Origin of the sequence: Aeromonas sp. S19(2024), assembly GCF_041402625.1 — a bacterium.
GTDB classification, from domain to species: Bacteria; Pseudomonadota; Gammaproteobacteria; order Enterobacterales; family Aeromonadaceae; genus Aeromonas; species Aeromonas caviae.
Genome location: NZ_JBGLQU010000001.1, coordinates 428,500 through 448,153, shown reverse-complemented (window position 1 = coordinate 448,153; position 19,654 = coordinate 428,500). Strand labels below are relative to the sequence as shown.

The 19,654-nt window shown below is 64.0% G+C and carries 20 protein-coding genes; 8 read left to right on the top strand and 12 right to left on the bottom strand.

Going from position 1 to position 19,654, the window contains the following annotated elements; translation table 11 throughout:
• Positions 1-41: 41 nt before the first annotated feature.
• A complete protein-coding gene (gene sodB / locus ACB037_RS02110) occupies positions 42-626 on the bottom strand; it encodes a superoxide dismutase [Fe] (protein WP_010673954.1) in 585 nt (194 codons plus the stop codon).
• Between the two features lie 287 nt (positions 627-913).
• On the opposite strand from sodB, the gene ACB037_RS02105 reads away from it, so the two are divergent.
• The gene (locus tag ACB037_RS02105) at positions 914-1,258 is read left to right on the top strand and encodes a Grx4 family monothiol glutaredoxin (protein ID WP_010673955.1); all 345 of its coding nucleotides are present in this window, start codon (positions 914-916) and stop codon (positions 1,256-1,258) included.
• A 67-nt stretch (positions 1,259-1,325) separates the two neighbouring features.
• Here ACB037_RS02105 and ACB037_RS02100 read toward each other — a convergent pair whose 3' ends face one another.
• The gene (locus ACB037_RS02100; RefSeq protein ID WP_010673956.1) at positions 1,326-2,537 is read right to left on the bottom strand and encodes an RsmB/NOP family class I SAM-dependent RNA methyltransferase; all 1,212 of its coding nucleotides are present in this window, start codon (positions 2,535-2,537) and stop codon (positions 1,326-1,328) included.
• Positions 2,538-2,748: 211 nt separating this feature from the next.
• Between ACB037_RS02100 and ACB037_RS02095 the strand changes: the two genes are divergently transcribed.
• From ACB037_RS02095 to ACB037_RS02080, 4 genes are all read left to right on the top strand, one after another.
• Positions 2,749-4,716, top strand: a complete 1,968-nt coding sequence (locus ACB037_RS02095; protein WP_371174831.1) for a reprolysin-like metallopeptidase — start codon at positions 2,749-2,751, stop codon at positions 4,714-4,716.
• Complete coding sequence (locus tag ACB037_RS02090) at positions 4,713-5,036, top strand: hypothetical protein (RefSeq protein ID WP_371174830.1); 324 nt, start codon at positions 4,713-4,715, stop codon at positions 5,034-5,036. The genes ACB037_RS02095 and ACB037_RS02090 overlap by 4 nt, the downstream gene beginning before the upstream one ends.
• A 157-nt stretch (positions 5,037-5,193) precedes the next feature.
• Entirely contained in the window at positions 5,194-5,832 is a 639-nt protein-coding gene (gene pdxH / locus ACB037_RS02085; protein ID WP_010673959.1) for a pyridoxamine 5'-phosphate oxidase, read from the top strand.
• Entirely contained in the window at positions 5,832-6,791 is a 960-nt protein-coding gene (locus tag ACB037_RS02080) for a LysR substrate-binding domain-containing protein (protein ID WP_128296025.1), read from the top strand. The genes pdxH and ACB037_RS02080 overlap by 1 nt, the downstream gene beginning before the upstream one ends.
• Positions 6,792-6,857: 66 nt before the next feature.
• On the opposite strand, the gene ACB037_RS02075 is transcribed toward ACB037_RS02080, so the two are convergent.
• From ACB037_RS02075 to ACB037_RS02065, 3 genes are read right to left on the bottom strand one after another with little or no spacing between them, the layout of a single operon-like run.
• The gene (locus ACB037_RS02075) at positions 6,858-8,039 is read right to left on the bottom strand and encodes a M20 family metallopeptidase (RefSeq protein ID WP_371174829.1); all 1,182 of its coding nucleotides are present in this window, start codon (positions 8,037-8,039) and stop codon (positions 6,858-6,860) included.
• Complete coding sequence (locus tag ACB037_RS02070) at positions 8,039-8,488, bottom strand: hypothetical protein (RefSeq protein WP_010673962.1); 450 nt, start codon at positions 8,486-8,488, stop codon at positions 8,039-8,041. The genes ACB037_RS02075 and ACB037_RS02070 overlap by 1 nt, the downstream gene beginning before the upstream one ends.
• Positions 8,485-9,303, bottom strand: coding sequence for a DUF3100 domain-containing protein (locus ACB037_RS02065; protein ID WP_010673963.1), 819 nt, complete (start codon positions 9,301-9,303; stop codon positions 8,485-8,487). The genes ACB037_RS02070 and ACB037_RS02065 overlap by 4 nt, the downstream gene beginning before the upstream one ends.
• A gap of 261 nt (positions 9,304-9,564) precedes the next feature.
• Between ACB037_RS02065 and ACB037_RS02060 the strand changes: the two genes are divergently transcribed.
• Together ACB037_RS02060 and ACB037_RS02055 are read left to right on the top strand one after the other, a co-directional pair.
• Positions 9,565-10,755 (top strand): GNAT family N-acetyltransferase, encoded by a 1,191-nt coding sequence (locus ACB037_RS02060; protein WP_371174828.1) that lies wholly within the window; start codon positions 9,565-9,567, stop codon positions 10,753-10,755.
• Between the two features lie 152 nt (positions 10,756-10,907).
• The gene (locus ACB037_RS02055; protein WP_010673966.1) at positions 10,908-11,414 is read left to right on the top strand and encodes a GNAT family N-acetyltransferase; all 507 of its coding nucleotides are present in this window, start codon (positions 10,908-10,910) and stop codon (positions 11,412-11,414) included.
• A gap of 72 nt (positions 11,415-11,486) precedes the next feature.
• On the opposite strand, the gene ACB037_RS02050 is transcribed toward ACB037_RS02055, so the two are convergent.
• Positions 11,487-11,987, bottom strand: coding sequence for an SRPBCC domain-containing protein (locus ACB037_RS02050; RefSeq protein WP_010673967.1), 501 nt, complete (start codon positions 11,985-11,987; stop codon positions 11,487-11,489).
• A 182-nt stretch (positions 11,988-12,169) separates the two neighbouring features.
• On the opposite strand from ACB037_RS02050, the gene ACB037_RS02045 reads away from it, so the two are divergent.
• A complete protein-coding gene (locus ACB037_RS02045; RefSeq protein ID WP_041212649.1) occupies positions 12,170-12,610 on the top strand; it encodes a GNAT family N-acetyltransferase in 441 nt (146 codons plus the stop codon).
• 133 nt (positions 12,611-12,743) lie between these two features.
• On the opposite strand, the gene ACB037_RS02040 is transcribed toward ACB037_RS02045, so the two are convergent.
• From ACB037_RS02040 to uxaC, 6 genes are all read right to left on the bottom strand, one after another.
• On the bottom strand, positions 12,744-13,364 hold the full coding sequence (locus ACB037_RS02040; protein WP_043154518.1) for a bifunctional 4-hydroxy-2-oxoglutarate aldolase/2-dehydro-3-deoxy-phosphogluconate aldolase: 621 nt from the start codon (positions 13,362-13,364) through the stop codon (positions 12,744-12,746).
• Positions 13,357-14,304, bottom strand: a complete 948-nt coding sequence (locus tag ACB037_RS02035) for a sugar kinase (RefSeq protein ID WP_371174827.1) — start codon at positions 14,302-14,304, stop codon at positions 13,357-13,359. Before ACB037_RS02035 ends, ACB037_RS02040 begins: the two co-directional genes overlap by 8 nt.
• A gap of 21 nt (positions 14,305-14,325) precedes the next feature.
• Positions 14,326-14,874 (bottom strand): YgjV family protein, encoded by a 549-nt coding sequence (locus ACB037_RS02030; protein ID WP_371174826.1) that lies wholly within the window; start codon positions 14,872-14,874, stop codon positions 14,326-14,328.
• Positions 14,871-16,358 carry a UxaA family hydrolase gene (locus ACB037_RS02025; RefSeq protein ID WP_069652826.1) on the bottom strand — a complete coding sequence of 496 codons (1,488 nt, stop codon included), beginning with the start codon at positions 16,356-16,358 and terminating at the stop codon, positions 14,871-14,873. The genes ACB037_RS02030 and ACB037_RS02025 overlap by 4 nt, the downstream gene beginning before the upstream one ends.
• A gap of 9 nt (positions 16,359-16,367) precedes the next feature.
• Positions 16,368-17,831 (bottom strand): tagaturonate reductase, encoded by a 1,464-nt coding sequence (locus ACB037_RS02020; protein WP_371174825.1) that lies wholly within the window; start codon positions 17,829-17,831, stop codon positions 16,368-16,370.
• A gap of 122 nt (positions 17,832-17,953) precedes the next feature.
• On the bottom strand, positions 17,954-19,366 hold the full coding sequence (gene uxaC, locus ACB037_RS02015; protein WP_371174824.1) for a glucuronate isomerase: 1,413 nt from the start codon (positions 19,364-19,366) through the stop codon (positions 17,954-17,956).
• Positions 19,367-19,654: the final 288 nt, after the last annotated feature.

The window sequence follows — 19,654 nt, the reverse complement described above, 5'->3', positions numbered from 1 at the left end:
AACGCCCCGCAAGTGCGGGGCGTTTTGGCAAGAAAGGCTTATCAGGCAGCCAGGTTCTTGGCCACGAATTCCCAGTTGACCAGGGCCCAGAAGGTTTCCATGTACTTCGGACGCAGGTTGCGGAAATCGATGTAGTAGGCGTGTTCCCACAGGTCGACGGTCAGCAGCGGGGTGGTACCGGCTTCGGTCAGCGGGCAACCGGCGTTGGAGGTGTTGACGATGGCCAGGGAGCCGTCAGCCTTTTTCACCAGCCAGGTCCAGCTGGAACCGAAGTTGCCGATGGCAGACTTGGTGAACGCATCCTTGAACTCGGCGAAGGAGCCGAAGGCCTTGGTGATGGCATCGGCCAGGGCGCCAGTGGGCTCGCCACCGCCGTTCGGGGAGAGGCAGTGCCAGTAGAAGGTGTGGTTCCAGATCTGGGCAGCGTTGTTGAAGACGCCACCAGTGGAGGTCTTGATGATCTCTTCCAGAGACTTGCCTTCAAACTCGGTACCCGGCACCAGGTTGTTCAGGTTGACCACGTAGGTGTTGTGGTGCTTGCCATGGTGGTATTCCAGGGTTTCCTGGGAGATGTGCGGTTCCAGAGCATTGATTGCATAGGGCAGAGCGGGAAGTTCGAAAGCCATTTTCTACTCTCCATTGGCTGGTCCGTGCGAAGGCGACGGTTGCAAGACATTGCGTACTCTTTTCTATCTTGAAAAGAATTGTTCTTGAAATGAGGGGGCCAGACGGCCCAAAGCCCGTCGATTGTAGCAGTATCAAAGATGGGCGAACAACCCTTGATTCTTGCCATGATCCGGATCAAGCTGCGGCGTATTGATGCATGACTTCTTTCATTCGCAACGGTTTGCCAGTTTGTGGTCTGCCCGGATTGCAGTAGAATGGCCGCCGAAATCGCTCCAGTGAGGCATTTATGGAAACTATTGAAAAGATCAAACAGCAGTTGGCTGAGAATCCCATCATCCTCTACATGAAGGGATCCCCCAAGCTGCCCAGCTGCGGTTTCTCTGCCCAGGCCTCCCAGGCCCTGATGTCCTGCGGCGAGCCTTTCGCCTATGTCGACATCCTGCAGAACCCGGACATCCGCGCCGAGCTGCCGAAATTCGCCAACTGGCCCACCTTCCCGCAACTGTGGGTCGAGGGCGAGCTGGTCGGTGGTTGCGACATCATGATCGAGATGTTCCAGGCCGGCGAGCTGCAGACCCTGATCAAGGAAACTGCCGCCAAGCACAAGCAGGATGACGCTGCCGCCGAATAAGGCCGCATCCATACCATGCAAAAAGGGGAGCCACTGGCTCCCCTTTTCTTTGTGCCCACGACAGACATCAGGCGATGCGTTCGAGGCGCGCCATGTAGAAGCCGTCGAAGCCGGTCTCGGCCGGGCTGACGTTGTGATCGCCGATCAGGCGGAAGTGCTCGTTGGCGGCGAGGAACTTGTCCACCTGCTGGCGGTTCTCCTCGGGCAGGATGGAGCAGGTGGCGTAGACCAGCAGGCCGCCCACCTTCACCATCTGGCTGTAGCGCTGCAGGATCTCCTCTTGCAGGGCGACCAGCACCGGCAGGCGCTCGGCGGTGTCGCGCCACTTGGCATCCGGGTTGCGCTTGAGCACGCCAAGGCCGGAGCAGGGGACGTCCAGCAGCACGCGATCGGCGCTTTCTTTCAGGCGCTTGACGGTCTTGCTGCTGGTGATGACCCGGGTCTCCACGTTGTGGGCACCGGCGCGGCGGGCGCGCTGCTTGAGGTTCTCCAGTTTCCACTCTTCCACGTCCATGGCCAGCAGACGGCCCTTGCCCTGCATCATGGCGGCCAGGTGCAGGGTCTTGCCGCCGGCACCGGCACAGGCGTCGATGACCCGCATGCCGGGCTTGACGTCGAGGGCCGCGGCCACCAGCTGGGAGCCGGCATCCTGCTGCTCGAAGCAGCCATCGGCAAAGGCCTGGGTACGGAACAGGGCGGCGTCCGAGGTCACTTGCAGGGCGGTCTCCACTCCGTCGACGGGCACTGTGGTGACATGCTCTTTGGCCAGCATGGCTTGCAGCTCGTCCCGGGTGCACTTGAGGGTGTTGACCCGCAGGTAACGCTTGGGCATCCAGGCCAGGGCGGCACGCTCGGCCGGCCAGGCGTCGCCCAGTTGCTCGCTGCCGAGTTTTTCCAGCCAGGCAGGGCAGCCGTCCATCAGCACCGGGTTCTTCTTGGCTTCGGTCAGGCGGCGGCGGAACGCCTCCTCGTTGAAGCGATCCAGGGTCGGGTGGTTAGGCTGATCTATCTTGTGGAAGGCGTGCCAGCTGTGCAGCAGCGGCCAGACATTCTTCTCCGCCTGACGGACCTGGATGCCGGTGAGGAAGCAGTAGAGGCTGAGGCGGCGCAGCAGATCGCCGGTGACCAGGGCAATCCTTGCCTGTTCTTGCGGTTTGAGTTCGATGCCGGAGAAGTGACGTGCATAGGCGCGGTCGAGGGTAAGACCCTGACCCAGCACATCGTCAACGATGGCAACGACCAGATCCCCGAAACGGGGCAACAGTGGGGACTTGAGCATGAGATTAACCTTGGCCAAAGAAAGAGTGAACCGGCCCCGTCGAAGAGGGGTTCTGGAACGGACAAATCCGCGCCATGATAGGGGCTAGTCTGCATTGGTGCAACCTTCCCCATTCGGGGAATGTACAGAGGATGTTGCTGGACTAATCGGACCAGCGGGCAAATGATGCCGTGGCAGTTCAGGTGAATCCGTTTAAAAAGGAATTAAAAAGATGCAGTTGATGAAATATTCTCCGCTGGCGGTGCTGGTGGCGGGTCTGATGACGTCCGGCAACCTGATGGCCGGCGAGTGGCATACGGTCACGGCGCGGGCCACCGCCGCCGATGGGTACGAGGTGAGGGCCAGCCAGTATCGCATCGTCACCGTCTCCACCGATTACCTGGCTGCCCTGAAGGGGGGCGAGCGCCGCCTGACCTTGCCTCTGCCGGATGGCAAGGAGGTGACCTTCAGCCTGCAACCCTATGATCTGCTGCCGGCGGATCTGGCCGCCAAATATCCCGATATCCTGGCCTTCAAGGGGTACAACGAAGCGGCGCCGGGCGAGACCGGGCGCTTCGATCTCGGTCCCCAGGGATTCCACGCCATGTTCAGCCATGAAGGGAAGATTGTGTTCGTCGATCCCCTTCGCAATGGGGAAGGCTATGCCGTCTATTACCAGCAGGATGCCCACAGCCGGCTGGAAGAAGAGGCGGACAAGGTGATCGGGGGCGAGGCCAAAAAGCTGGCCCGCCAGGTGCTGGTGGATGGCAACGAGCGCAAGCGTTATGTCATCGCCATCTCGGCGGCGGGGGAGTATACCCAGTATCACGGCGGTACCGTGGAGGCGGGTCTTGGCGCCATCACCACCCTGCTCAACCGGGTCAACGAGGTCTACCAGCGTGACGTGGCGGCCGAATTCCAGCTGGCCAGCGGCAACGACACCATCATCTTCACCGACGTGGCGAACGATCCCTTCAACAATGATGACGGCGATGTGGATGCCAACATGCAGGTGCAGGCCGATGCCCTGACCAAGGGTCTGGGGGCCTTCGACATCGGCCATGTGGTCAACACCGGTGGCGGCGGCCTGGCGGGACTGGGCGTACTCTGCACCCCTGACAAATCGGCGGGGATGACGGGCTCCTCCGAGCCGGTGGGGGATGCCTTCTTCATCGACTACGTGGCCCACGAGATTGGTCACCAGTTCGGGGCAGACCACACCTTCAACGGCACCACAGGCAGCTGTGGCGGCGGCAACCGGGAACCAAGCCAGGCCTGGGAGCCGGGCAGCGGCAGCTCCATCATGGCCTATGCGGGGATCTGCGGAGACGAAGATCTGCAGCCCCACAGCGAGCCCTATTTCCACAGCAAGTCCATCGAGCAGATGCGGGCCCACATGGCCACGGTGCCAAATTGCGGCACCCCGTTGGCGCTGGTCAACAATGCGCCCCAGGTGGCGGCAGGCAATGACTACGTCATCCCTGCGAACACCCCCTTCGTGCTCCAGGGGGCGGGGGCCGATCTTGACAGCGATCCGCTGAATTACACCTGGGAGCAGATCGATCTGGGGACGGAGTCGAGCAGCCCGGCCACCATGGTGGACGACGGCAGCCGTCCGCTGTTCCGTTTCGTGGCGCCGACCAGCGTGCCGGAGCGCACCCTGCCGAGTCTCACCTCCCTGCTCACCAACACCCTGGCGATAGGGGAGGCCTGGCCTGCCACCAACCGGGACCTGAACTTCCGCCTCACGGCGCGGGACGGCAAGGGCGGTGTCGCCAGCGATGACATGAAGATCCAGGTGGTCAACACCGGCAAGGCCTTTGCCCTGACCAGCCCGGTGGTCACCCCCCTGGGGGCGGGCAAGACGCAGACCATCAGTTGGGAAGTGGCCGGCACCAATGCCGCCCCCATCAACTGCAGCAAGGTGGATCTCTTCATGACCCGGGACGAGGGGGCAAACTGGACTTCCCTTGCCAGCGGCAAACCCAACTCGGGCTCGGCGAGCGTCACCATCCCGGCGGGCCAGGACGGCACTGCCCGCTTGAAGGTGGCGTGCAGCGACAACATCTTCTTCGCCATCAGTCCCCTCAAGCTCTCGGTCACCCAGCGCGGTGAAGAGGGAGGAAACGGTGGCGGCGGGGCCCTCGGCTTATGGACCCTGGCCCTGGCGTTGTTGGGCTGGCAGCGGAGGCGGGCATGAGACTTGCCGGGGTGCTGCTGCTCACCCTGCTCGGCGGTTGTCAGGTCGATGCAGACACCCTGGAGCAGGCGGTCAGCGCCAGCCTCGCCAGGCAGGATTACCGGCTGATCGTGCGGGCAGGGCGCGGCGAGGTGGCGCCCGGGATCGCGGCGGATCAGCAGGCGGCGGCCAAGGCGCGCTGCGGCGTGCGCTATCTCGACGGATTCGGGGATGTCATCAAGCCGGATCAGAAGGAGGCCCACGCCAGGCTGAGCGCCTATGCGGCGGACTACAACCGGCGCATGCTGGCCCATTGCCTGCCGGTTGACGGCAAGCAGTAGGCTGACGGTCATCGGCATAAAGAGGGAGGCATGAGCCTCCCTCTCTTTTTGCTCCGCCATTTGGCCGCCCCGAGGCTTGTACCCATGGCGCGCTCGTCGCACAATGCCTGCACCCATCGCCGCACGGGCGGCAGAGAAAGAGAGAAGGAAAATCAAGATGATGGATGTGGCTGATCTGCGTCGCGAATACACCAGGGGTGGACTGCACCGGGCCGATCTGCCGGCCGAGCCCCTCGCCCTGTTCGAGAAGTGGCTGGCCCAGGCGTGCGAGGCCAAACTGACCGATCCCACCGCCATGGTGGTGGGCACCGTGGATGCTGATGGTCAGCCCTGGCAGCGCACCGTGCTGCTCAAGCACTACGATGCCGAAGGCATGGTGTTCTACACCAACATGGGCAGCCGCAAGGCGCATCAGCTGGAGGGCAACCCCCGCATCAGCTTGCTCTTCCCCTGGCACACCCTGGACAGACAGGTACACGTGACCGGTCGGGTGGAGAAGATGAGCACCTTCGAGGTGATGAAGTATTTCCACAGCCGTCCCAAGGACAGCCAGATCGCCGCCTGGGTCTCCAAACAGTCGACCCGCATCTCGGCCCGTGGCGTGCTGGAGGCCAAGTTCCTCGAACTCAAACAGAAGTTTGCCAATGGCGAGGTGCCGCTGCCGAGCTTCTGGGGTGGTTTCCGGGTGCGCATCGACACCGTCGAGTTCTGGCAGGGCGGGGAGCACCGTCTGCACGATCGCTTCTATTACACCCGCGAGGGAGACGGCTGGCACATTGAGCGCCTGGCGCCCTGATGAACATCGCCCGGCTCAAGAATTTCACCGAGATAGTGAAGAACAACTTCAACATCTCGGCGACGGCGGAGAAGCTCTATACCTCCCAGCCGACCCTCAGCAAGCAGATGAAGATGCTGGAAGAGGAGCTGGGGCTGGCGCTGTTTACCCGCAAGGGCAAGAACCTGTCGGGCCTGACCCCCATGGGGGAGCAGGTGATGGAGCTGGCCAGGGGAGTGGTGGCCCAGGTGGAGCAGATTGGTCAGCTTTCCCTCGGGGATCAGCTGGCCACCAGCGGGGTGCTGCGCATCGCCACCACCCACACCATGGCCCGCTACAAGCTGCCGGCGGTCATTACCGAATTCTCCTGCCGCTACCCTGAGGTGAGCATCCAGCTGCATCAGGGAGCCCCTGCCCAACTGGCGCAGATGGCGCAAAACGGGGATGTGGAGATGGCCATCGCCACCGAGTCCATGCACCTGTTCGACGAGCTGGCGACCGTGCCCTGCTATCGCTGGGGGCGCAGCGTGGTGGTGCCCCACGGCCATCCGCTGCTGGACTGCCAGCCGCTGGCCATGGCGGATCTGGCCCGGTATCCCCTCATCACCTATGTGTTCGGTTTCACCGGCCGCTCCAAGATGGACAAGGCGTTCGGTCGCCATGGCCTCAGCCCCCGCATCGTGCTGACGGCCACTGACAGCGACATCATCAAGCACTATGTGCGCCTGGGGATGGGTGTCGGGGTGATCGCCACCTCGGCGTTCGACGAAGGGGACAGGGAGAGCCTGGTCTGCCTCAACATCGATCATCTGATCGCCTCGAGCGTGGCCCATGTGTGCCTGCGCAGGCACGCCCACCTGCGGGACTACATGTACGACTTCATCCACCTCTATGCCCCCCATGTGAGCCGGGAGACGGTGCAGCTGGCGCTGCTCAACCAGGGAACGCCCGCCCCGTCTGCGACCCTGCCCTGGCTCTGACGCCGAGACATAAAAAAGAGAGGCCGTTGGCCTCTCTTTGCATTGCTATCCCCTTGTACTGACCCCTCAGGCGGCTCGGGTCGCCAGATTGACGAAGATCTGGGCACCGATCAGCAGGCAGTCGTCGTCCAGGTAATAGGGGTTCGCGTGCAGGTAGTTGCAGATCCCCTTGGCCTGATTGCCGCTGCCGAGGAAGAACATGGCCCCCATGCGGCTTGGCGTGGCGTTGATCATGTAGCTGAAGTCCTCGCTGCCGGTCATGGGCTGGCCCCGGGCGTTGATACCCTCGGCTGGCAGCACGTCGGCGGCGGCCTGCAGCAGGCGGGCGCAGGCGGCGCCGTGGTTCTCCACCGCCGGGTAGCCGGCATGGACCATGGTGGTCTTGAAGCCGCGCAGTTCGCTCTGGGCGATGATGTCCCTGAAGCTGTTTTTCAGGATCTGGTCGGTTTCGGCGTCCATGGCGCGGATGGTGCCACGGGCCTGCACATGATCGGCGATGGCGTTGGGAATGGTGCCGCCGTTGATCATGCCGCAACCAAAGACCGCCGGACTGAACGGGCTGGTGCGCTTGGCGACGATGTAGTCCATGTCCTCGATGATCCGCACCGCCTCCCGGATGGCATCCAGCCCCTTGTGGGGGGTGGAGCCGTGGGCGGAGATGCCGTGCACATCGAGCGTCCAGGCAGATCCCCAGGAGGACATGACCCCCTGGTTGAACTTGATGGTACCCGTCTCCATGGCGCCGTCGTTGTGCAGGGCATAGACCTCGTCCACCCCCTTCATGCAGCCAAGCTCCACCATCTTTTCGGCCCCGGGGACACGCATGTCCTCTTCCGCCATCTGGAAGATGAAGCGGACGTTGTACCGCAGGCGCTCGCGGTTGGCGGCCAGAAAATTGGCGGCGGTCAGAGCGATCGCCATGTGGGAGTCGTGGCCGCAGTTGTGGGCCATCCCCTCATGGGTGGATTTGAACGCCACCTCGCTCATGTCGTGCATCTCCAGGCCATCCATGTCGGCACGAAAGGCAATGGTGGGCAGGGTGGGGTCGACCGCCAGATCCCCGTGAAAACCGGTGAAACCGGGGTACAGGGTGATCCTGTAGCCGAACTCTTCCATCAACCCACGGCAGTAGGCAGAGGTCTTGAACTCGGCCCCGGAGTACTCCGGGATGCGGTGCAGGTGGTGGCGCACTTCGTAGCTGAAGTCGCGCAGGGCCAACAGGTCAGGTTCGATATGGTAGTGGTTCATTAGATGATCCCTTGAATGGAGAAACCGAGCTGGGCAACCAGGGAGGCGCCAAAGAAGCAGCAGGTGGAGACGATCATGAAGATGAGGATCACCTTCCACGACATCTTCTTGAGCTCCTCCAGCTGACCGCCCACCGAGAGGCCGGCGAAGGCCAGGAGCGGCACGCAGCAGGAGAGGAAGGAGATCTTGGCCACGGCATCGATGAAGAGGCCGCGCACCGGGGTCTCGGGCAGGCAGATGAGAATGCCGATGATGGTGGCATAGGCAAAGGCCGGCAGGGAGGAGGGCAGATAGCGCTTGGTCACCAGGGAGGCGAACACCACCAGGGACATGGCGATGAAGCTGTCCCCCATCTGCCACAGCGGCAGGCCCGAGGTCAGGGTCTGGGTGAACATGGCCAGCAGGATCGCCAGGAAGACGAAGCGCATATCCATCACGATGCTTTTCATGCTTTCTCTCCTTTGGCGGTCAGGGCATAGATTTTTTCAGCGAGCGGCAGACCCAGATAGGTGAGGGAGAGCGCTCCCAGGGCCGACGAGAGCAGGTTCGAGGCGGCGGCGATGCTGAGCACCTGCTGGGCCATCGCCTCATCGAGACCGTTGATGAGGGCACCGGAGGCGGCGCTCAGCATGGAGCCGGATCCCACGCCGGAACCGGCGGCCAGGGCCAGGGGATGCAGCCCGGTGAGGGGGGCGATGCTGCCGAGCACGCTGAACCAGAGGGTGCCGATGACGGAGCCGCACAGGTAGATGGCGAGCACGCCGATGTACTCCTGGGAGCCGGTGCCGAACTTGCCCTGGATCACCGCGACCGAGGGTTCACGGCTGATGGAGGAGCAGGCCCCGATGGCGCGGCGGCCAAAGCCGAACTTCACCGCCAGCGGAATGGCGATGAGGATGGGCAGGAGGTTGCCTATCTCCTGCAGGAAGAGCGGTACGCCGACGCTCAGGATCATCTTGAGGTTGGGGATGATCATCCCCGCATACTGGGTCCCGAGGATCAGCAGGCTGAAACCCACCATCTTGCCGCAGAAGCCCTCTTCTCGCTCGGTGAAGAGCCTCTTCCAGCCGGGAATGCGATCCTTGACGGGCTTGGCGGAGACGATCATGCCGATGATGACGGCAAAGAGCATGGGCAGGATGGGGATGATGGCGATGCCGAGTCTGATCTCCTGCTTCCCGATGAGGGATTGGGCCACGAAGATCAGCAGGGCGGTCGCCAGGGTACTGACTACTACCGTTTTGAGTGGGCTGGTTGGCTGCATAGTGTGTTCTCTTGTTATCCGTTGTCCTTCATGGGCGTCTTTGGTCGCGCCATGATGGGGGCATGATAGGAAGCGAGGAGGGGAAGGAATGTGACCGCCATCAAGTCAGCCATATGGCATTTTTTCATGGGGTATGCCGTTTAACCATGGTAAACATATGGTTTAACAACTCATTGGCAGCGGCTTATGCTGCCTCAGACAGGAGTGTGGTGCCGCCCGGGCACCCGGTGCCTGATCCGGGGGGCGGATGTGGGGGAAGGAATGGATCTGTTGATCGAGGGGGCGCTCTGGCGCCCCTCCTGGCAAGCGGCGTTGCAGGCCTGGCAGCACCAGGGAAACCGCTGGTGGCTGCTACTTGGCAAAGGGGAGGCGAGGGAAATGGCACCCTGGTCGGTCAGCCCGCCAGATGGCATTCTCCTTGCCCGCGACCTGCTTGCCGCCTGGCTGGGGGAGGCCGCCTCCCCGCTGATGGTGACACAGCCGGACCGGCAGATCCTGATCGCTGCCTCCGGCTCCCTGCTGACCCTGGCCAGAGAGAGCGGCCTGCTCACCCTGGGGCCCGCGGGGGCGGATCACCGCCTCGGTGCCGATGACGACCTCGGGGTTGCCCTGCAACGCCTGCTTGCCCGCCGCCTGATGATCCCGGTGCTGCTCGAGCCTGGCGGGCAGGACGCGCTGGTGCTGCGCCCTCTGCTGCCCAGCGATGAGAGCGCCATCCTGCGTTATTGTTCGGATGCGGCGCTCGCCCGCTATACCCTCAACATCCCTCACCCCTATTCGCCGGAGGCGGCGCGGGAGTGGCTTGCCCTGAGCGGGCGCAAGGCTGCCCTCGGGCTGGGATGCACCTGGGCCCTGACTCTGCCCCAGGGGCGTGAAGACGAGCCCGCTCCCCTGGTCGGCACCCTCTCCCTGCACTGGCACGGGGAGCTGGCATGGTGGGTCGGCGTGCCCTGGCAGAACAGGGGGCTGGCCACCCGGGCCGCGAGCCTGGTCAGGGCGTTTGCCTTCGAACAGTGGCACCTGCCTGCCCTCACCGCCCGCCACATGCCGGGCAACCTCGCCTCAGGCCGGGTGATGGAAAAGACTGGCATGCACCATGACGGGCGTCGGCCAGATCCGGCCGATGGCACCCTCGAGCTCGATCACTGGCGGCTGGATCGCCCGGCGCGCCTGACGGATGCACGCAAAGAGGCGCTGGCCCCCTGGCTGGATGACGAGGAGGTGGTCGTGGCCATACTGCACGGTGAGGGGGTGGCGCTCTTCATGGCGGGGGAGGCGACAGAGGGCGAGCAGACACTCAGCGGGCTGACGGTGCGGCGCTATCCCCTGGCCATGCTGGCGCCAGAGGCACCCGGGGTGCAGGCCCATGGTGGTGGCGCCCTGCTCAAGGAGTGTGGGGAGCTGGGCCTCGCCTATCTGCGGCGATTGCGACAGCCTGACGACGGACGCTGATGGCTTGCGCAAGGGCGGTCATCGCGAAGCCTGGTGCGGGGTCTGTCAGGCGTTTTCCTGAGTCCGTCCTCCCATTTTCAGACAAAGGCAGTGAAGAGGCGCCCCACTTCTGTGGAATAATGGCCGCCCTGCTGTACGAGGAGTAACGCTGTATGTTGAGAACCGAGCGTCCCGGCGACATGCTGCCAGTCTATGAGCTGGTGAGTGCCGCCTTTGGTCGTCCCGACGAGGCCGAACTGGTCAACCGCCTGCGAGAATGTGGGGCCGCCGTGGTCACCATGGTCGAGGAGGAAGAGTACGAGTTCATGGGGCACCTGATGCTGAGCCCGATCACCATTGAGGGACAGGAAGGGCCCTGGCTGGGACTGGCACCCGTGGCCGTGCATCCCGACTGGCAGGGGCAGGGCATTGGCTCGGATCTGGTGCGGGAAGGGCTGGACACGGCACTGGAGATGGACTGGAAGGCGGTGGTGGTGCTCGGGGATCCCGCCTACTACGCCCGTTTCGGCTTTCGGCCTGCCAGCGACTTCGGCCTGCACTGCATCTACGAGGTGCCGACGGAGTGTTTCATGGCGATGGAGTTGCAACCCGGCGGGCTCGACGGGGTAAGGGGCGAGGTGCTCTATCACCCCCTGTTCGATGAAGAGCCGGTGGAGTGACCGCCTGCCCATCCATGAAAAAGGACCCTGAGCGGGTCCTTTTTCGTGCCATGCCCATCGCTTGAACGGACGTCACTGGGCCAGTGATTTCAGCTGCTGCTTGCCCGGCGGGTTGTTCCAGTCGATGGGGCCGTGGGTGAAACGGTACTGAAGCCTCGGCAGACTCAGTTCCAGCCACTCCTCCCGGAAGTAGGCATAGCCCTGGTCCCAGTCTGGATCCTGCGCCCAGCCGGTCTGCAGGAAGTGGAGCCGGGTGCCCTGGCCCTCCGGCACGAAGCGCAGGCTGACCTGGGTCTTCTGCTGACGAATGTGGGGAAACTGGGGAGGGAAATTCCAGCTGAAGCTGAGCAGATCATGGGGCATGACCGCCATCACCCGGCACCCTTCGCTGCCACGCTCGCCGAGGGGAGCATCGGGTCTGAAATAGATCTCGAACGGTCCGTTGGGTTCCGGGACCATGAGGCACTCCGGCGCCAGAAAACTGCGCAGCCCGCTCTCCGTGGTCCAGGCCCGCCAGACATCGTCAATGTGGGCGGGTACCAGAATACTGCCTTCAATTTGCTTGTTATCCATAAATCAGTGAACCTCAAACCAGTCATGGACGGGACCTCGGCAGTATAGCCCCTGAGGCGATAAAATAGGCAGCCCTGTGTCACACGGTTACGTATTCAAGAGGGTCCACATTGCCGATTTGACAGCACGGCGGGATCCATCGAGAGTGGGAAGCGACAAGCACGCAACGCAAGGATGGTGTCATGATCAGAATGATGACGGAAGCTGACGAGCCCATGCTGGCGCAGCTCTTCCTCAAGGGAAGGCGCCAGGCCTTCCATTGGGTTGATCCCGCCCTGTTCCGGCTCGAGGATTTTGCCGAGCAGACCCGGGGCGAGGAGATCTGGGTGGCGGAGAAAGGGGGCAGCCCGTGCGGATTCGTCTCCATCTGGGGGGCCGAGAGCTTCGTGCATCATCTCTACGTGGTGGCGGACTGGCATGGGCAGGGCATGGGGCGGGCCTTGCTTGCCGCCGGCTTGGCCGGATACCCCTCCCCGGCCTCCCTCAAGGTGGCCATGCGCAACACCACGGCGATGGCTTTCTATCATCGCCTGGGCTGGGAGAACACCGAAGAGACGGGTCATTGCGACATCACGGGGCCCTGGCGCAGGCTGGTGTTGACGCCCGATGACGCAGGGGAATAAGCCGCTGGCAGACTGCTGCAACCGCACCGCACATTGATCTCCAGCCCTTGCAGGGCATAAAAAAGCCACTTCGCGGGAAGTGGCTCTTCAACACATCCGGGGGAGGGCAGACCTTCCCACGCTCAACCGATGATCACAGGGCCGCCACGGCCTCTCTTACCAGGGCGGCCAGCTCTTCCCATCTGCCCTCGTCGATGAGCTTGGCCGGCACCATCCAGGTGCCGCCGCAGGCGATCACGGCATTCAGCCCCAGATACTCCTTCAGATTGGCCGGCGTCACGCCGCCGGTGGGCATGAAGCGCACCGGATAGACGGCGCCCAGGGCCTTGAGCATGGCGGTGCCGCCAGATTGCTCGGCCGGGAAGAACTTGAGGTGGCGCAGCCCCATCTCCATGGCCTGCTCCACCAGGCTGGGGTTGTTGACCCCGGGGATGATGGTGACGTTCTTGTCCAGGCAGTACTGCACCGTGGTCGGGTTGAAGCCGGGGCTGACGATGAAGTCGGCGCCCGCCGCAACGGCCGCATCCACCTGCTCGCGGTTGAGCACGGTGCCGGCCCCGATCAGCAGATCCGGGTAGGCCGCGCGCATCTGGCGGATGGCCTCGGCGGCGGCTGGGGTGCGGAAGGTCACCTCGGCGGCGGGCAGGCCATTTTCCACCAGCACCCGGGCGAGAGGGACGGCCTGGGCAGCATCTTTCAGCGCGATGACGGGGATCACCTTGAGGGCTTCGAGGCGGGCGATGAGATCAGACATGGTGCGTTTCCTTGAGTGATGGCATGTGGGAGGGGGGAATGATGGCCCCCGGATACTGGATAACGGCCGCCGCCAGGCGGTGGCCTGCCCGGGCGGCGTCGGTGACGTCGGCCCCTTGCAGGCGTGCGGCGAGATAACCGGCGCTGAAGGAGTCGCCCGCCGCCGTGGTGTCGATCACCTGTTCGGCGGACAACCGCAGGGCGGCTATTTCGATCCGCTGCGCTGCCGTGACCACCAGGCAAGGCTCAGAGCCGCGCTTGACGACGATCTCGCCCACCCCGAAGCCCTGGCTGCGGGCGAGGCAGGTTTCGACCTCCGCGTCGCCCCAGAGTGCCTGCTCGTCATCCAGGGTCAGCAGGGCGATGTCCGCCAGGCGCAGGATGGCGGTGTAGGCCTCTTTGGCGGTCTCCTTGTCTTGCCAGAGGCGGGGGCGGTAGTTGTTGTCAAAGGCAATTCTGGCCCCCCGGGCGCGCGCTGCGGCGAGTCCTTTCAGCAGGCGCTGGCGCGAGGCGGGCGGCAGTATGGCCAGGCTGATGCCGCTCACGTAGATAAGATCGCACTGGCTCAGGGCGGCGAGAATGGCCTCGCCCTCGGGTTGCGCCAGCCAGTAGCGAGCGGCGGCGTCGCTGCGCCAGTAGGTGAACGAGCGCTCGCCGTCGGCCGCGGTGTCGATGAGATAGAGACCAGGGGCCTTGTCTGCCAGGCGCTGCACCCAGTCGGTGTGGATGCCCTCTTGCTGCCAGGCGGCCAGCATCTGGCTGCTGAACCCGTCCTGGCCGAGGGCTGTGACATAGTGCACCGCGAACGCCTGGCTCCCCAGGCGGGCGAGATAGAGGGCGGTGTTGAGGGTGTCGCCCCCGAAACCTTGTGCCAGCAGGCCTTGCCCGGCTCGGCGCAGCTCCACCATGCATTCGCCGATGACGGCTATCTGTCGGGTCATGGTTTCGACTCCTTGCAATCGTTACAGGGGGTTCGCCAGGGGATGACGCCACATGCGATACATGGTGTGGCAGTTGACGAACAGGAAGGTGGTCTCAATCAGGCTGCCGCCGATGGAGCCGATCAGTATGTTGTGGCTGGTCCAGCACAGGCCGCCCGCCAGCATGCACAGCCGCAGCGCCAGCCCGCGGGCCCGGAACAGGCCCCAGGTGCCGATGGTGGTGCCGATGGTGGGGAGCCACTGCACCGCACTGGTGATCCCGGGGATGCCCAGCACCCACACCAGCACGAGGAAGAAGAGCATCACCCAGGGGCTGCGGGTGCGCCCCGAGGCGATGGTGCGACCACAGCTGAGGGCGGCGCTGAGAGCCGCCGTGCTGGCACCCATCAGCAGGAAGTGGACCGCGATGGCTCCCTGGTAGAGACACAGCCGCCAGCGAAAGCGGCTGTCGTCCCGTTGCAGGAAGGCGCTCACCCCGACCAGCATGGCGGCAAGGCCGATGCCTTGCGCCAGGGGCTGCTGTTCAATCAGGGTCCAGACCGGTTGCAGCCAGCCAAGCTCGAGACTCACAGGGTGACACCACTCTTGAAGATGGCCAGCTCCCGGAAGTCGTTGCGCTCGTTACAGGTCGGCTTGCCGTTGGCGATGTCGACGATGAGGTCGATGAACTGGGCGAGCAGGCTGCTCATGGGGGTGCCCTCAATCAGGGTGCCGGCATTGAAGTCGATCCAGTGCGGCTTGCGCCTGGCCAGATCGCTGTTGGTGGCGAGCTTGACCGTGGGGGCCGGGCCACCGTAAGGGGTGCCGCGCCCGGTACTGAACAGCACCATGTGGCAGCCTGCGCCGGCCAGGGCGCTTGTGGCGACGGCGTCGTTGCCCGGGGCGCTCAGCAGGTTCAGCCCGGGGCGCTGCAAGCGGGCGCCGTAGGGCAGCACGTCCACCACCTGGCTGTGCCCCGCCTTCTGGGTGCAGCCGAGGGACTTCTCCTCCAGGGTCGAGATGCCGCCCGCCTTGTTGCCGGGGGAGGGGTTCTCGTAGATGGGTTGCTGGTGGTCGATGAAGTACTGCTTGAAGTCGTTGACCATCTGCACTGTCTTGTCGAAGGTCTGCTCGTCCTGGCAGCGGGACATCAGGATGCGCTCGGCGCCAAACATCTCCGGCACCTCGGTCAGCACCGAGCTGCCCCCGTGCTGGATCACGTAGTCGGAGAAGCAGCCGAGCAGCGGGTTGGCGGTGATCCCGGAGAGGCCGTCCGAGCCGCCGCATTCCAGCCCGAATTTGAGCTCGCCGAGCCGACCGGGTTGGCGCCTGTCTTGCTGCATCTGCGCGAGCAGCTCGCGCAGCAGCCCCAGCCCGTGCTCCACCTCGTCATCGTGCTGCTGGCACACCATGAAGCGCACCCGGGCGGCATCGATCGGGCCCAGGGTCTCCCTGAAGGCGGCGATCTGGTTGTTCTCGCAGCCCAGCCCCACCACCAGAACCCCCCCCGAGTTGGGGTGGTGCACCAGGTTTTGCAGCAGGGTGCGGGTGTTGAGGTGATCCTGACCGAGTTGGGAGCAGCCGTACTGGTGGCTGAACAGGTGCACCCCGTCGATGGCGCCGAGATCGGTGTCGCGCTCGAGCTGTTGCTTCATCTGTTTGGCGAGGGCGTTGACGCAGCCCACGGTGGGCAGGATCCACAGCTCGTTGCGAATGCCGACCTGGCCGTCGTGGCGGCGGTAGACCTGGATCTCCCGGTCCGGCAGCGCGGTGCTGACGTCGATGAGCTCCGGCTGGTAGCTGTACTCGTCGAGATCGCTGAGGTTGGTGGCCAGGTTGTGGTGATGGATATGTTCTCCCGCCGCGATGGCGCGGGTGGCGTGGCCGATGGGCAGACCGTACTTGATGATCTGATCACCTTCAAAGAGGGCCACCAGCGCCAGCTTGTGGCCGCGGGGGAGGGGGTCGCTCAGGGTGAAGGCAACACCTTCGTGCGCTATCTGCTCGCCAGCGGCGAGCTCTCTCAGGGTCACCAGCACATTGTCGGCGGGGTGGATGCGAATCACGGCTTGCATGGTCACTCCTTAGCAGCAGGCGGCCAGCGCCGCGCGCAGGCCCTGCTCGCGGATCCGGGTCAGGCAACAATCGACCCGCTCGACCAAGCCGGGCACCTCGCACAGGGACTGGCCCCAGTGGGCCTCCTGCCCGAGCACCTCTTGCACCAGGGCGCGCTGGGGGATCTCGCCGCGCTCCACCGCAGGCCAGAGGCGGGCGTAGGCGTCGAGCCAGGGTTGATCGTCCTGCAGCGGATAGGCGTGTCCGTTGCGCTCCCCGCGATAGAAGGCGAGCAGGGCGGCGAGGGCAAAGCTCAGGCGCGGCGCCAGGGTGCCCTGCTGCTGTTGATAGGTCAGCAACTGCGGCAGCAAACGGGTGCGGAACTTGGTCATGCCGTTCAGGGCGATGGAGAGCAACTGGTGCTTGATGAAGGGGTTGCGAAAGCGCCCCTGCACGTCGCGGGCGAAGGAGAGCAGCTCTTCTTGCGGCAGGCTCAAGGTCGGCACTATCTCATCGCGCATGATGCGCTCGACGAACTCGCCAATCTCCTCGTCGGCCATGGCCTCGCCCACCGTATCGAGCCCGGCCAGGAAGGCGACCGGTACCAGGGCGGTGTGGGCGCCGTTGAGGATGGCGACCTTGCGCTCCTTGTAGGGCTTGATGTCGTCGACGATGAGGATGTTGAGTGCCTGCCCGGCGGGCAGCTGATCGAGGCAGAGGGCGCTCGCCAGCCATGCAGGCCCCTGGATCACCAGCAGGTAGAAGTGCTCGGCGGTGACCACGAACTGATCCTGATAGCCAAATTGCGCCTGCAGCTCGGCGTGCTCGTCCCGGGGGAAGCCGGTGACGATGCGATCCACCAGGGTGGAGCAGAAGGTGTTGTGTTCGCGCAGCCAGGTCTGGAAGGCCTTTGGCAACTGCCACTGGGCGGCGTAGCGCAGCACCAGCTCGCGCAGGGCGTCGCCGTTGTAGTCGATGAGCTCGCACGGCAGCAGCACCCAGCCCTTGTCGGCGGCGCCGTCAAAGTGACTGAAGCGCTCGAACAGCAAGCGGGTCAGCTTGGCCGGGAAGCTCGCGGGCGGAGTGTCGTCGAACTGGTCGTCGGCGTGATAGCTGATCCCGGCTTCCGTGGTGTTGGAGAAGAGGAAGCGGATATCCGGGTTGCGCGCCAGTGCCAGCACCTCGTCGAACTGGCGATAGCAGCTCAGTTCGCGGTTGACGCTGCGGATCAGGCGCTGGGTGCTGATGGCCTTGCCGGACTCGTCCAGCCCGCGGATGACGGTGGTGTAGAGGCCGTCCTGAGTGCTCAGGCTGGGGGGAAAGTCGCTGTCGATGGGGCGCACTATGACCACGCCGGCGTCGAGGCGGGTGTGCTCGTTGAGCAGGTCCAGCTGCCAGTCGATGAAGGCGCGCAGGAAATTCCCCTCGCCAAACTGGATCACGCGGTCCGGATATTGGGCCCCCGGGAAGGCATCACGATTCAGGCGTTGCATCTTGTTGTGGTCCTCATGGGGCTGTGCCCCTGTGGCGGATATGGATGATGGGCGCGGTTTGACCCATGGAATGGTCCGCTCCGGCGGCGGGACATGCCCGCCGCCTCATTTTTTATTTCTGGTCAGTTCAGCTCGATGGCGAAGTAGTCGCGGGCGTTGTGGAAGCAGATGTTCTCCACCATCTGGCCCAGCAGCGCGAGATCGGCCGGGGCCTCACCGTCCGCGACCCAGTGCCCGATCATGCGGCACAGGATGCGGCGGAAGTATTCGTGACGGGTGTAGGAGAGGAAGCTGCGGCTGTCGGTCAGCATGCCGACGAAGCGACTGAGCAGGCCGAGCTGGGCGAGCTGGGTCATCTGGCGCTCCATGCCATCCTTCTGATCGTTGAACCACCAGCCCGAGCCGAACTGCATCTTGCCGGGAAGGTTGTCCCCCTGGAAGTTGCCGATCATGGTGCCGAGCACCTCGTTGTCCCTCGGGTTCAGGCAGTAGAGGATGGTCTTGGGCAGCGTCCCTTGCGCGTCCTGGGCGTCGAGCAGGCGGGAGAGCGCCTTGGCCACGGGAGCGTCGTGGATGGAGTCAAAGCCGGTGTCCGGCCCCAGGGTCAGCAGGCGGCGGCTGTTGTTGTTGCGCAGCGCCCCGATGTGGTACTGCTGCACCCAGCCGCGCCGGTGGTATTCGCCCGCCAGATAGAGCAGCACGGCGGTCTTGAAGGCGGCCACATCGGCGCTCTCCAGTACGGCGCCCCCCAGACGTCGAGTCAGCATGGCGTCGAGCGCCTGTTCGCCGGCCTGGCCGAAGGGCACTTCGTCCAGGGCATGGTCGGCAATCTTGCAGCCGTGGGCGGCGAAGTGATCCAGCCGCACGCCGAGGGCCCGGGTCAGATCGGCAAAGGTGCGGATCTGGATGTCGCTGACCCGGCCGAGTTCGGCCAGATAGTCAGCAAAGCCATGGGCGTCGATGTTGAACGCCTTGTCCGGACGCCAGCTCGGCAGCACCTTGATGTCGAAGCCGCCGTCGGCCGCGATGGCGGCGTGGTGGCGCAGATCGTCGACGGGATCGTCCGTGGTGCCCACCATCTTGACGTTCATCTGTTTCATGATGCCGCGGGCCGAAAAGTCGGGCTGGGCCAGCTTGTCGTTGCACTGGTGCCAGATGGCCTGTGCGGTCTGCGGCCCCAGCAGCTGGCCCGTGATGCCAAAGGGCCGCTTGAGCTCGAGATGGGTCCAGTGATAGAGGGGGTTGCCGATGGTGTGGGGCACGGTGCGGGCCCAGGCCTCGAACTTGGCGTAGTCGTCGGCATCCCCGGTGCAGAAGCGTTCATCCACTCCGTTTGAGCGCATGGCGCGCCACTTGTAGTGATCCCCCTTGAGCCAGATCTCATACAGGTTGGTGAAGCGGTGATCCTCGGCAATCAGCTGGGGCGGCAGGTGGCAGTGATAGTCGAAGATGGGCTGTCCGGCGGCGAAGCCTTGATAAAGCTGGCGCGAGAATTCGGTATCCAGCAGAAAGTCATCGGTCATGAAGGCGGTCATTCGCTTGCTCCCTACGAGAGTGCTCGGTGAAGTGGAGATAGTTGTTGGACCAATTATTCTCATTGCCAGACATCTCGTCCAGTCACCATATTGAAAAAACACCGGTCGGCTCACAAAATCGTCGAATTAAACCATTTTGAGTCTCAAAGAGGGCCTTCAATGGTGCCTAACAGGGTGAGAAAGAGCGGGAAAGAGGATGAAGAGGCTGGGTGAGAGGTTTGTATGACACCTTTTTACTCTTGTGGATGGGGAAAATGTGACCTGCGTTGGGTTTATCACAGCCCATTT